14 protein-coding genes are annotated in these 12,620 nt (G+C 63.4%); 6 read left to right on the top strand and 8 right to left on the bottom strand.

What is annotated here, in order from left to right:
* Both ACLBXN_RS03395 and ACLBXN_RS03400 read right to left on the bottom strand, forming a co-directional pair.
* Positions 1-823: EAL and HDOD domain-containing protein (locus ACLBXN_RS03395; protein ID WP_447611136.1), on the bottom strand; the 823-nt coding region annotated here is incomplete at its 3' end.
* Positions 824-984: 161 nt separating this feature from the next.
* The gene (locus ACLBXN_RS03400) at positions 985-1,791 is read right to left on the bottom strand and encodes a ferritin-like domain-containing protein (protein WP_447611137.1); all 807 of its coding nucleotides are present in this window, start codon (positions 1,789-1,791) and stop codon (positions 985-987) included.
* Between the two features lie 50 nt (positions 1,792-1,841).
* Between ACLBXN_RS03400 and ACLBXN_RS03405 the strand changes: the two genes are divergently transcribed.
* Both ACLBXN_RS03405 and hslO read left to right on the top strand, forming a co-directional pair.
* Complete coding sequence (locus ACLBXN_RS03405) at positions 1,842-2,366, top strand: gamma carbonic anhydrase family protein (protein WP_343676442.1); 525 nt, start codon at positions 1,842-1,844, stop codon at positions 2,364-2,366.
* Positions 2,367-2,396: 30 nt separating this feature from the next.
* Complete coding sequence (hslO, locus tag ACLBXN_RS03410) at positions 2,397-3,404, top strand: Hsp33 family molecular chaperone HslO (RefSeq protein WP_167005475.1); 1,008 nt, start codon at positions 2,397-2,399, stop codon at positions 3,402-3,404.
* A gap of 98 nt (positions 3,405-3,502) precedes the next feature.
* Here the strand turns inward: hslO and ACLBXN_RS03415 are convergent, their stop codons facing one another.
* The 5 genes from ACLBXN_RS03415 to ACLBXN_RS03435 all read right to left on the bottom strand — a co-directional run bounded on the left by ACLBXN_RS03415 (position 3,503) and on the right by ACLBXN_RS03435 (position 8,756).
* On the bottom strand, positions 3,503-4,045 hold the full coding sequence (locus tag ACLBXN_RS03415; RefSeq protein WP_447611138.1) for a hypothetical protein: 543 nt from the start codon (positions 4,043-4,045) through the stop codon (positions 3,503-3,505).
* Positions 4,014-4,292, bottom strand: a complete 279-nt coding sequence (locus tag ACLBXN_RS03420) for a septum formation initiator family protein (RefSeq protein WP_034378810.1) — start codon at positions 4,290-4,292, stop codon at positions 4,014-4,016. The genes ACLBXN_RS03415 and ACLBXN_RS03420 overlap by 32 nt, the downstream gene beginning before the upstream one ends.
* Positions 4,293-4,368: 76 nt before the next feature.
* A complete protein-coding gene (eno, locus tag ACLBXN_RS03425) occupies positions 4,369-5,655 on the bottom strand; it encodes a phosphopyruvate hydratase (RefSeq protein WP_003057720.1) in 1,287 nt (428 codons plus the stop codon).
* A gap of 432 nt (positions 5,656-6,087) precedes the next feature.
* Positions 6,088-6,945: a 3-deoxy-8-phosphooctulonate synthase gene (gene kdsA / locus ACLBXN_RS03430; protein WP_447611139.1), complete on the bottom strand. Its 858-nt coding sequence runs from the start codon at positions 6,943-6,945 to the stop codon at positions 6,088-6,090.
* Positions 6,946-7,094: 149 nt separating this feature from the next.
* Positions 7,095-8,756 (bottom strand): CTP synthase, encoded by a 1,662-nt coding sequence (locus ACLBXN_RS03435; RefSeq protein ID WP_034378814.1) that lies wholly within the window; start codon positions 8,754-8,756, stop codon positions 7,095-7,097.
* Positions 8,757-8,869: 113 nt separating this feature from the next.
* On the opposite strand from ACLBXN_RS03435, the gene coaBC reads away from it, so the two are divergent.
* From coaBC to ACLBXN_RS03455, 4 genes are all read left to right on the top strand, one after another.
* The gene (coaBC, locus tag ACLBXN_RS03440; RefSeq protein WP_211457478.1) at positions 8,870-10,096 is read left to right on the top strand and encodes a bifunctional phosphopantothenoylcysteine decarboxylase/phosphopantothenate--cysteine ligase CoaBC; all 1,227 of its coding nucleotides are present in this window, start codon (positions 8,870-8,872) and stop codon (positions 10,094-10,096) included.
* A 23-nt stretch (positions 10,097-10,119) separates the two neighbouring features.
* Positions 10,120-10,638 (top strand): hypothetical protein, encoded by a 519-nt coding sequence (locus tag ACLBXN_RS03445; RefSeq protein WP_447611140.1) that lies wholly within the window; start codon positions 10,120-10,122, stop codon positions 10,636-10,638.
* A gap of 148 nt (positions 10,639-10,786) precedes the next feature.
* Positions 10,787-11,236, top strand: a complete 450-nt coding sequence (gene dut, locus ACLBXN_RS03450; RefSeq protein WP_003057711.1) for a dUTP diphosphatase — start codon at positions 10,787-10,789, stop codon at positions 11,234-11,236.
* 30 nt (positions 11,237-11,266) lie between these two features.
* Entirely contained in the window at positions 11,267-12,076 is an 810-nt protein-coding gene (locus tag ACLBXN_RS03455; RefSeq protein ID WP_447611141.1) for a hypothetical protein, read from the top strand.
* Between the two features lie 6 nt (positions 12,077-12,082).
* On the opposite strand, the gene ACLBXN_RS03460 is transcribed toward ACLBXN_RS03455, so the two are convergent.
* Positions 12,083-12,620, bottom strand: a 538-nt coding sequence (locus ACLBXN_RS03460) for an ATP-binding protein (protein ID WP_447611142.1), incomplete at its 5' end; no start/stop codon positions are given.

The following is a 12,620-nucleotide window of genomic DNA, read 5'->3' on the forward strand; positions in this document are numbered from 1 at the left end:
CGGCCTGCTTGAACGAAGTGATCTGGCGATGGGCCCCAAAGCTGGCCGAGTTGATGAGGCGCAGCAGGTTGAAGGCCAGGGCTGCGTCCTTCTTGAGAACTTCCTCGATCGCATCGGTGCTGGCCTGCTCGCGCACCAGTGTCAGCAACTGGATGATGCTTTGCTGCGTGGGAGTCAGCAGGCGGGTCTGCATCACCGTTGGGCGGGCAAACCAGAAACCCTGGAAAAGCTCGATGCCCAGGCGCTGGCCCAGCTCATGCTGGTGGGCGCTTTCGACTTTTTCGGCAATCAGTTCGGCGCGGGTGTGGCGGTTGGCAAACTTGACCAGCACCGTGAGCTGGTCCGGCGCCAGCGTGGAAAGATCGAGCTTGATGTAGTCGGCCAGCGGCAGCCAGGCCGCGTACACCGACTCCAGCACCGTGTGATTGAAGGCCAGATGAAAGCCCTGGTCCTTGAGTGCCAGCAGCGTGGGCAGGCGGGCCGCGACCTCATGCACGGCGGCATGGCCCAGGGGAGGGATCTCCAGCACCACCTTGTCGGCCGGCAGCAGCTCCAGGTGCTCGCCGGTCAGACCTTCGTGAGTGCAGTTCACGAACATGAGCTTGGTGCCGACCAGATCTTCCTCGCCTGCATGCGTGAGGGCCGCAAAGATCAGCGTCGCATCTGAGGCCATGGTGTGACCATAGGGCGAGCGCGAGCGGTTGAACAGCTCGTAGCCAATGATTTGCTGCAGCCCGTTGACGATGGGCTGACGTGCAATCATGCCTTTGGACAGGTTGCGCGGCGAGGCGAATGCCTGGTCCTCTATGGTTTGTTCACTCATTGCTGCATGACATCTGTGTGAGAAATGGTTGGCGGTGCCGGTTATTGTAAGAATGAGCCGATCATAGTGTCAGCTTCATCTGTTCAGGCAGTTTGCGCAAACAACTTCGGCAAGCGGCCCCGAACTCACTATCGATTTTTGATTCGAGTCAAGAAAACAGCCTAGATCTGTTGCAGCCAGGCGATTTCGGTCGCGGTGAAGCCTGCGGCGCGGCGCGCCTTCTCGTTGAAGGGCGGTCGCAGGCGCGGCGCTTCATAGCGGGCCGTCAGCTCCAGATACCAGGACTCGGGGTCGAGGCCGTTTTTCTCGCACAGCCAGCGATACCAGTGGTTGCCTATGGCGACGTGGCCGACTTCCTCGCGCAGGATGATGTCCAGGATGTCGCAGGCCGTCAGCGCATCGGGCGCATGGGTGTTGCGCAGCTTGTTCTGGATTTGCGGCGTGGCGTCCAGGCCGCGCGCTTCCAGGGTTCTGGGAACCAGGGCCATGCGGGCCATGATGTCGCCTGCGGTTTTCTCGCACATGGTCCACAGGCCCTGGTGGGCCGGGTGGTCGCCATAGTCCTGTCCGTGGTGCTGGCGCAGGTGGTCGCGCAGCAGGCGGAAATGCTTGGCTTCCTCGGCGGCCACCTGCAGCCAGTCGTGGTAGTACTGCTCGGGCATGCCGTCGAAGCGCCAGACGGCATCCAGTGCAAGGTTGATGGCATTGAACTCGATGTGCGCTATGGCGTGGATGAGCACGGCCCGGCCTTCGAGGGTGGCCGGCGAGCGGCGCGCCACGGCCGTGTGGTGCCTGAGCTCGGGCCGGGCCGGACGGCCGGGCAGCTCGGATTCGGCAACAACCGGTACCTGGGCTGTTTCTGCTATTGAATAGAGAGCTTTTTGCGCATGCAGCTCAATGGCTGCAGCCGCTTTCTGCTCTGGGTCTGCAAGACACAAGACCTCTAGCGCGCGATGACGTAACTCCATCCCTACAATTCTAGGTTCTATAAAGAAGCAACCCACTGGGAGACAAGCACATGGCAATTTACGAACTCGACGGCGTTGCGCCGCAGATCGACGAGACCGCCTGGGTGGCCGACAGCGCCGAGGTCATGGGCCGCGTCAAGCTGGACCGGGACGCCAGCGTCTGGTTCGGAACCGTCATTCGTGGGGACACCGAAAACATCAGCATCGGTGCGGGCTCCAACATCCAGGATGCCAGCGTGCTGCATGCCGATTTCGGTAAACCGCTGACGGTGGGTTGCAATGTGACGGTTGGCCACCAAGTAATGCTGCATGGCTGCACGATTGGCGATGGCTCGCTCATCGGTATCGGTGCAGTGGTGCTCAACGGCGCCAGGATCGGCAGGAACTGCCTGGTGGGCGCTGGCTCGCTGGTGACCGAGGGCAAGGAGTTCCCCGACGGCTCCATGATCCTCGGCAGTCCTGCCAAGGTCGTGCGCGAGCTCTCGCCCGAGCAGATCGAAGGTCTGGGCCAGAGCGCCAGAAACTATGTTGAAAATGCTCGCCGCTTCAAGCGCGGCTTGCGCAAGCTGGGCTGAGGGCCCGGCTTTTTACCGGAATCGATTAGCGTGTCTGAACTGCATAAATTCATTTTTGACGGCCTGCCCGTGCGTGGTGCCATCGTCCGCCTGACTGACTCCTGGCAGGAGATCCTGCGGCGCCGTGCCGGCAACAAGGACACCGGTGCCTACCCTGAGGCCGTCAGCACCCTGCTTGGCGAGATGACGGCAGCCGGTGTCCTCATGCAGTCCAACATCAAGTTCAATGGCGCGCTGGTGTTTCAGGTCATGGGTGACGGTCCGGTCAAACTGGCCGTGGCCGAAGTGCAGTCGGATCTGAGCATGCGCGCCACGGCATCGCTGGTGGGCGAGGCCAATCTGCCCCTGCGCGGCCAGCTGGCTCCGCTGGCAGAGCTGGTCAATGCCCATGGCGCGGGCCGCTGTGCCGTCACGCTGGACCCCAAGGACCGTCAGCCCGGTCAGAACCCCTATCAGGGCGTGGTGCCGCTCAACGATGCTGCCGGTGGCCGCTTCGAGCGCCTGTCGGATGCGCTGCAGTTCTACATGATGCAGTCCGAGCAGCTCGACACCGTGATGGTGCTGGCCGCCAACGACCAGATTGCTGCCGGCCTGATGCTGCAGCGCATGCCTGTGAAGGGCGAGGCGAATCTGGCCGCAGCCACAGAAAGCGGTGATGCCGAGCACGATGCCCAGGGCCTGAACGAGGAATACAACCGCATTGCGACGCTGGCCTCCAGCCTGACGCAGCAGGAGCTGTTGACGCTGGACGTGGAAACCATTTTGCGGCGCCTGTTCTGGGAGGAGAAGCTGCTGCGCTTCGCTCCGCAGGCCGACGAGCAGGCCCCGCGTTTCGCCTGCACCTGCAGCCGTGACCGGGTGGCTGCCATGCTGACCTCGCTGGGCGAGGAAGAGGTGGATTCCATCGTGGCCGAGCGCGGCAAGATCGAAGTGGGTTGCGACTTCTGCGGCCAGCAATACCAGTTCGATGCCATCGATGCGGCGCGTCTGTTCACCGACGTGCAAAAACAGCCTCCCAGCTCCAGCGCGGTGCAGTAAGGCTCGCTGCCTTGCGCCTGCTGTCGCAGCAGGCCTTTGAGCTGGTGCAGTATGCGGGCATGGCGCAAGACCTGCCAGTCTCGGCGCCGGGATGCGCCTCAGGAGGCGTTTTTCAGGGCTTCGAACAGCGCCAGTTCGCACTCGGGATCGCCGCATTGCTCACAGGCCTTGCGGCGTATTTTCTGGCTGGAGTTCCAGGGGTTCTGGCTTGAGATCCAGTCCCAGTCTGCGGTTGGGGCCGTGAACTTGAGGGATGCGGCCAGTTGCTGCCATTGGGCAGACGGCCTGCCGTAGAGCATCACATAGCTCTGTGCGCGTGCGTGCAGCAGTTCACGCCACCGGCTGATCTGTTGCGCGATGGCCGGCTCCGGGTCGGTATCGCGCCAATCCTGTCCCAGCACATAGACCAGGGCATCGGTCGGCCATTCATCACCGGCCGCAGGGGCCATGCATTGCCAGGGGCCGGCCAGGCCTGCATCCAGACGGACCTGCAGCAGGCCATGCGCCATGCTGCGCGCCAGGGCATGGGGAGCGCCCAGCAGCACCACCGTGGGCGCAGGAACAGCAAAGCCAGCGCGGGGCTGGCTTCGGGACGGAGCGGGCGCCGGATCAGCGCCTGGAAACCTGAATATAGATTTCATTGGGTTTGACCATGCCCAGTTCGTAGCGGGCCTTTTCTTCCACGGTGGACAGGCCGTCCTTGAGGTCGTTGACCTCGGACTGCAATCTGTCGTTTTCCGATTTTTCGAGGGCGTTGGCCGCGTACTGATCGTTGATCTGCTGCTGCAGCTCGTGCACATAGGCCATGCTGCCATTGCCCAGCCAGAGCTGGGCATGAATGGCGGTCAGCAAGACCAGCAAAGTGACACAGACGACGCGGTTAACCATACAAAAACCTGGTGGAATCAAGGGTAAGTGCCCTGGCCGCAAAGCGGTTGCCGGGCACTTACTTCAGCTGCGCACTTTAGCGCAGGTTGTAGAAGGCAGCGCGGCCGGGGTACTCGGCGACATCGCCCAGGTCTTCCTCAATGCGCAGCAGCTGGTTGTACTTAGCGATACGGTCGGAGCGGCTCATGGAGCCAGTCTTGATTTGACCAGCATTCAGGCCCACGGCGATGTCGGCAATGGTGCTGTCTTCGGTTTCGCCCGAACGGTGCGAGATCACGGCGGTGTAGCCGGCGCGCTTGGCCATTTCGATGGCGGCGAAGGTCTCGGTCAGGGTGCCGATCTGGTTGATCTTGATCAGGATCGAGTTGGCGATGCGCTTTTCGATGCCTTCCTTGAGGATCTTGGTGTTGGTCACGAACAGGTCGTCACCCACCAGCTGAACCTTGGCGCCCAGGCGCTCGGTCAGGATCTTCCAGCCATCCCAGTCGCCTTCGTGCATGCCGTCTTCGATGGAGATGATGGGGTACTTGTCGCACCAGCCGGCCAGCATGTCGGTCCACTGGGTCGAAGTCAGTGTCATATTGCCTTCGCCGGCCAGCACGTACATGCCGTCCTTGTAGAACTCGGATGCTGCGCAGTCCAGGCCCAGGGCGATCTGCTCGCCGGGCTTGTAGCCGGCCTTTTCGATGGCTTCGATGATCAGCTGGATCGCGGCTTCGTGGTTTTCCACGGAGGGTGCGAAACCGCCTTCGTCGCCCACGGCGGTGGACATGCCATTGTGGTGGATGATGGCCTTCAGCGCGTGGAAGACTTCGGCGCCCCAGCGCACGGCTTCACGGAAGGTGGGGGCGCCCACGGGAATGATCATGAACTCTTGCAGGTCCAGCGAATTGTTCGCGTGGGCGCCGCCGTTGATCACGTTCATCATGGGCACGGGCAGCTGCACGCCGCCCATGCCGCCGAAGTAGCGGTACAGGGGCAGGCCGGCTTCTTCGGCTGCGGCGCGGGCCACGGCCATGGAGACGGCCAGCATGGCGTTGGCGCCCAGGCGGCTCTTGTTGTCGGTGCCGTCCAGGTCGATCAGCGTCTTGTCCAGGAAAGCCTGCTCGGAAGCATCCAGGCCCAGCACGGCTTCGGAGATTTCGGTGTTGATGTGCTCAACAGCCTTCAGGACACCCTTGCCCAGGTAACGGCTCTTGTCGCCATCACGCAGTTCAATGGCTTCGCGCGAGCCGGTGGATGCGCCCGATGGCACGGCGGCACGGCCCATCACGCCGGATTCCAGCAGCACGTCGCACTCAACGGTGGGGTTGCCGCGGCTGTCCAGCACTTCGCGGCCTACGATGTCAACAATGGCACTCATTGCATTTCCTTTGGGTTTCTGAAATCGGTACGTGCAGGCTGACTTCTTTCATGAAATCACGCCCAAGCGCTTGTGCATGAGCGCAAGCTGCTATCAAAATTGTGAAGCCGACTCTTCTCCACATGCTGCGCGCGCCATGCACGCGACGAGTATGGAAGAGGCTGCGGCGGCTATTGTGCACAAATTTGGTGGGCCGCTTTTGCCTTGACGTGTTGCAGCCGTCGAAATTCTTGCGCAAGACGTTTCTGTGCAAGCATTCGGACACAAAAGCGGATACAAAAAAGGCATGACGCCACGCTTCATCGTGTCGGTCATGCCGGGGTGCATCATCTGCTCAGACGCCTGGGGCCGCCTTGGGGCGGACCGGGCGTAGGGACCTGGGGGCCTGCAGCGAGGCCTTCATGCCGGTGCTGATGCCTTGTGTATGCATGCTCAGGCCTGGAAGTGGTCTTCCAGGAAGCCGTTGCGCTTGGTCACATCGTCCAGCGCCACCAGGGTTTCGAGCAGGGCCTTCATGTGCTTGAGCGGCACGGCATTGGGGCCGTCCGACAGGGCATTGCAGGGATCGGGATGGGTTTCCATGAACAGGCCTGCCACGCCCACGGCCACGGCCGCACGCGAGAGCACGGGCACCATCTCGCGCATGCCGCCGCTGGAGGTGCCGTTGCCGCCGGGCAGCTGCACGCTGTGAGTGGCGTCGAACACGACAGGGGCGCCGGTCTCGCGCATGATGGCCAGCGAGCGCATGTCGCTGACCAGATTGTTGTAGCCAAAGCTGGCGCCGCGTTCGCAGGCCGTGAAGCTGTCTGCGGGCAGGCCCGCTTCCACCGCCGCAGCGCGGGCCTTGTCGATGACATTCTTCATGTCATGCGGGGCCAGGAACTGGCCCTTCTTGATGTTCACGGGCTTGCCCGACTGGGCCACGGTGCGGATGAAGTCCGTCTGGCGGCACAGGAAGGCGGGGGTCTGCAGCATGTCGACCACAGACGCCACATAAGGCACTTCGGCTTCGGTGTGCACATCGGTGAGGATGGGCACGTTCAATTCCTTCTTCACCTTGGCGAGGATTTCCAGGCCTTTTTCCATGCCGGGGCCGCGAAAGCTGGTGCCGGAGGAACGGTTGGCCTTGTCGAAGCTGCTCTTGAAGATGAAGTTGATGCCCAGCGAGGACGTGATTTCCTTGAGTTGCCCGGCCACGTCCATCTGCAGCTGTTCGGATTCGACCACGCAAGGGCCGGCGATCAGAAAGAAGCGCTTGTCCAGACCAATATCAAAGCCGCAGAGTTTCATGGGGGTTCCTTTTTGCACGCCGTGCATGCTTCAAAAACTGAAGCTGCTAGCGCTCTATGTTGAATGACTTCAACATCATTTGATGCTGAAGTCATTGATTTTCAAGCGCTGGCAGCTCCTATTTCAGGATTGATTCCGGAGGAAGGGAATCAGGCCTTCTTGCCCGACTGGGCCTTGTTGTCCATGGCCGCCTTGATGAAGGCGTTGAACAGCGGGTGACCATCCCAGGGAGTGGACTTGAACTCGGGGTGGAACTGCACGCCGATGTACCAGGGGTGGACCTTGGCGGGCAGCTCGACGATTTCGGTCAGCTGTTCGCGCTGGGTCAGGGCCGAGATCACCAGACCGGCGTCGCGCAGCTGGTCCAGATACTGGGTGTTGGCTTCATAGCGGTGGCGGTGACGCTCGGTCACCACGTCGCCGTAGATGCTGTGCGCCAGCGTGCCCTTTTGCACGTCGGAAGACTGTGCGCCCAGACGCATGGTGCCGCCCAGGTCGGAGTTCTCGTCACGGGTCTTGATCGTGCCGTCCGCGTCCTTCCACTCGGTGATCAGTGCGATCACGGGGTTGGGGGTGGCGGAGTCGAACTCGGTGGAGTTGGCGCCAGCGAGGCCGGCCACATGGCGGGCGTACTCGATGGTGGCGACCTGCATGCCCAGGCAGATGCCCAGGTAGGGTACCTTGTTCTCGCGGGCAAACTTGGCCGTAGAGATCTTGCCTTCCACGCCGCGCGAGCCGAAGCCGCCGGGCACCAGAATGCCGTCGTAGTCCTTGAGCAGCTTGGTGGCATCCGCGTCGTGGATGGTCTCCGAGTCCACATGCGTGATCTTCACGCGCACATGGTTGCGCATGCCGGCGTGCTTGAGCGCTTCGTTGACCGACTTGTAGGCGTCGGACAGTTCCACGTACTTACCCACCATGGCAATCTTGACTTCGCCCTGGGGATGCTCGGTCTCATAGACCAGATCGTCCCAGCGCTTGAGATTGGTGGGAGGCGTGTTCAGGCGCAGCTTGTCGCAGATCAGGCCGTCCAGACCCTGCTCGTGCAGCATGCGCGGCACCTTGTAGATGGTGTCCACGTCCCACATGGAGATCACGCCCCACTCGGGCACATTGGTGAAGAGGGAGATCTTGCTCTTTTCCTCTTCGGGCACCTGGTGCTTGGCGCGGCACAGCAGCGCATCGGGCTGGATGCCGATTTCGCGCAGCTTCTGCACGGTGTGCTGGGTGGGCTTGGTCTTGAGCTCGCCGGCCGTCTCGATGAACGGCAGGTAGGTCAGGTGCACAAAGGCGGAGTTGTTGGGACCGAGCTTGAGCGCCAGTTGGCGCGCGGCTTCCAGGAAGGGCAGGGACTCGATGTCGCCCACGGTGCCGCCGACTTCGCAGATGGCCACATCCACTTCGTGGTCGGTGCCCAGGCCCGCGCCGCGCTTGATGTATTCCTGAATCTCGTTGGTGACATGGGGGATGACCTGCACGGTCTTGCCCAGATAGTCGCCACGGCGTTCTTTTTCCAGCACGGACTGATAGATGCGGCCCGTGGTGAAGTTGTTGCTCTGACGCATGCGCGTTTCGATGAAACGCTCATAGTGGCCCAGGTCCAGATCGGTCTCGGCTCCGTCATCGGTCACAAACACTTCGCCGTGCTGGAAGGGCGACATGGTGCCCGGGTCCACGTTGATGTAGGGATCGAGCTTGATGAGGGTGACTTTGAGACCGCGCGACTCGAGGATCGCTGCAAGGGAGGCTGAGGCGATTCCCTTACCGAGGGAAGACACCACACCGCCGGTGACGAAGACGAACTTGGTCATGTCTTTTTTTGGTGGTGGTAAAACAGGATTATAGGTTCGCCACGAATTTCGGCGTGGCGTACAGGGATGCTTGTGCGGCGGCAAAGCCGCTCAGGTCTGATAAATTGCGCAGCATGAATGACGTGTTCGCAGGCAAACATCTGGTGCTGGGTCTCTCCGGAGGCGTGGCTTGTTACAAATCGGCCATGCTGTGCCGCTTGCTGGTCCAGGCCGGTGCCACGGTACAGGTGGTCATGACGGAGGCCGCCGAGCAGTTCATGACGGCAGTCACCATGCAGGCGCTTTCTGGGCGCGCAGTCTACACCTCCCAGTGGGATGTGCGCGAGCCCAACAACATGCCCCACATCAATCTGAGCCGTGAGGCCGATGCCATTCTCATCGCGCCCTGCAGCGCGGACTTCATCGCACGTCTGGTGCAGGGCCGCTCGGACGAGCTGCTCAGCCTGATGTGCCTGGCACGCCCGATGGAGAGCGTGCCCCTGCTGCTGGCCCCGGCCATGAACCGCGAGATGTGGGCCCACCCCGCGACCCAGCGCAATCTGGCTCAGGTGCAAGCCGACGGAGCCCAGGTGCTGGGCGTGGGCAACGGCAGCCAGGCCTGCGGCGAGACCGGCGACGGTCGCATGCTGGAGCCCGAGGAAATCATGGAGGAGCTGGCGGCGCACTTCACGGCCAAGAGCCTGCAGGGCCAGCATCTGCTGGTGACGGCAGGCCCGACCTTCGAGGCGATCGATCCGGTGCGCGGTATCACCAATCTTTCGAGCGGCAAGATGGGCTTTGCGATTGCCCGAGCGGCGCGCGAGGCCGGTGCCCAGGTCACGCTGGTGGCTGGCCCGGTACATCTGCCCACGCCGCGCGGAGTGACGCGCATCGACGTGCAGTCGGCGCGCCAGATGCAGACCGCCGTGCAGTCCCTGGTGGCTGGGGCCTCGATCTTCATTGCCACGGCCGCCGTTGCCGACTGGCGCCCGGCCGAGTTTTCCGACCAGAAGATCAAGAAGGACGGATCGGGCGATGTGCCAGCCATGGACTTTGTCGAGAATCCCGACATTCTTGCCGGTGTGGCCCAGTCCGACCAGGCCCGGTCGGGCAGGCTGTACTGCGTGGGCTTTGCGGCCGAAAGCCATGATCTGCTCAGGCACGCCAGCGCCAAGCGCCTGCGCAAGAGCGTGCCGCTACTGGTGGGCAATATCGGCCCCGCCACCTTTGGCAAGGACGACAATGCCCTGCTGCTGATCGACGATCAGGGCTCCAAGGAGCTGCCCCATGCCAGCAAGGACGTGCTGGCACGCCAGCTGGTCGATGAAATTGCGCAGCGCCTGAGCGCCAAGCGTCCCTGACCCGTGACCCCAGGAGTCCGAACATGAATCTCTCCAGCTATGAAGGCCCGCGCAATGGCGACTATGTGGCTTATGTGGATCAGCTGATGCGAGCCAGTCCCGAGTACCGCCGCACGCTGCGCAGCATCGACGGAGCGATCCAGACCGCGGTCGTCACGCCCGGCTCCCAGGCCGCCTCGCCCATGTCCCAGCTGCGCAGCACCTTGCAGAAGGCGCGCGACATGGCGGAGCAGGCGCAGCAGGTGCCGGGAGCGCGAACCACGGCGGCCGGTCCACCGGTCCAGCGCACTGCAGGTGCACGGCGGCCCAATACGGCCGTGACCAAGCAGGAGGCGCAGCAGCGCTTCAAGGCCATGGAGCGCCAGATCGAGGGACAGAAGGCCCAGACCGGCCGCAAGCCCTGGGTGTCTCCGGGCTCGCTGGCGCTGATCGTGGGCGGGGTGATCCTCTCCCAGTTCATCCAGGGCTTTGGCGTGCTGCTCGCCCTCATGGGCCTGATGTCGGCGGTGGGCGGCGTGCTCAGGCGCCTGCAAGGCCGCTGACAGGCGCCAGGCGCCGACGCCTGCCCGGCAGAGGGCACAATGGCGCCCTTCAGGAAAACCGCTGGCGGCTGCTTGGCAGCTGCCGCAATGGATGCAAGGCCCGGTTCACGGGCCTTGTTTCAAGACAGACAAGATTAGTCAGATCCTTATGAATGTTGATGTAAAGATTCTCGATGCGCGCCTGCGCGACAACCTGCCCGCCTACGCGACTCCCGGCAGCGCCGGCCTGGACCTGCGTGCCTGCATCGATGCGCCGGTGACGCTGGAGCCCGGCCAGTGGCAGCTGATTCCCACCGGCATGGCGATGCATCTCAAGGATCCCCATTACGCGGCGCTGATCCTGCCGCGCTCGGGCATGGGTCACAAGCACGGAATCGTGCTGGGCAATCTGGTCGGCCTGATCGACTCCGACTACCAGGGCCAGCTCATGGTCAGCGCCTGGAACCGTTCGCAGACCGCCTTCACGCTGCAGCCCATGGACCGTCTGGCCCAGCTGGTCATCGTGCCCGTGGTGCAGGCACAGTTCAACCTGGTGGATGACTTTGCCGACGCCAGCGAGCGCGGCGAAGGCGGCTACGGCTCCACCGGCAAGCAGTAAGCCTGCCAAAAGGCCCGCACCTCGCGTGACATGAGCCGCCAGACCCGCCGTCGCTCTGCCTCCTGGACCAAGGTGCAGCTGGGCCGCGACCTGCATATGCGGCGGCGCCTGCAAAAACGCCACTGGCTGCGTCTGCATGCCGCTCTGACCGGCGGCCTGAGTCTGGCTGCCATGTCCCTGATCAGTCTGTGCCTGCTGCATGCCGGTGTGCACAGCATGGGGCTGCGCTATGGGCTTGCGCTGGCCTGCGGCTATCTGCTTTATCTGCTGCTGGTGCGCCTGTGGGCAGGCTGCATGCTGCGCCGCGACTGGGATGCGGGTGATGCAGGAGCCGAAGTTTCCGGCTCCGGCGGTAAATCAGGCAGTGCCGACACTGCGGGCTTTGAAAGCGGTCAGGGAGGCTCCTACGGCGGCGGCGGTGCCGGCGGCCACTGGGACGATGGCGCGGCCGTGCCTGAGATCGCGCCTGCGTCTCCGGGCCTGGAGCTGCCCGATGTCGATATGTCGGGGCTGGACGCGCTCGATGAAGGCGCCGTGGTGCTCGTGCCGGTGCTGCTGGTCTTTGCCGCCCTGCTGGTGGCGGTCACGGGCATGGGGTCGCTGGTGTGGCTGGTGTTCGGCGCCGATCTGTTCCTGACCGTGGCGGTAGAGGTGGCGTTTGCGCTGCTGATGACCCGAACCCTCTATGTGGTGGAGCGCGAAGGCTGGCTGCTGGCCGCGCTGCGCATCAGCTGGAAGCCCGTGCTGGGCGCCCTGGTCGCGGCCGTGGCGCTGGGGCTGCTCGCCGACTGGCTGTTTCCACAGGCCGATACCCTGGCACAGGTGCTGCGCAATCTTTGATCGGCCTCAGTCCTGGTGCCTGGCGCCAGGCAGTTGCAGCTTCATGCGCAGGCCGCCCAGCGGCGACGGCAGCGCCTGGATGCTGCCGCCATAGGTCTGAACCAGATCGCGCACGATGTCCAGGCCCAGACCGGCGCCGGGGCGCTGTTCGTCAAGCCGTTCTCCGCGGGCAAAGATGCGCTCGCGCAACTCGGGAGCAATGCCCGGGCCGTCGTCGTCTATGCACAGTGTCAGTTGCTGGCTGTCATCGCTGGCCGGCTCAATCTTCAACACCACCTGCCAGCGCGCCCATTTGCCGGCGTTGTCCAGCAGATTGCCCAGCATCTCCATCAGGTCCTGGGAGTCGCCCTTGAAGTCCCATTGGGTGGCATCCCCCTGCAGCTCGAAGCGTATGCCGCGCGCCGCATGCAGCTTGTCCATGGTGTGCACCAGGGAGTGCAGCGGGCCGGCCAGCGCGGTGCGCAGGCCATGGCCCTGCTGCGCCGCAGCGGCGGCGGCGCGGGCACGGGCCAGGTGATATTCGACCTGGCGGCTGGCACTGGCG

Source organism: Comamonas sp. C24C, from assembly GCF_053345995.1.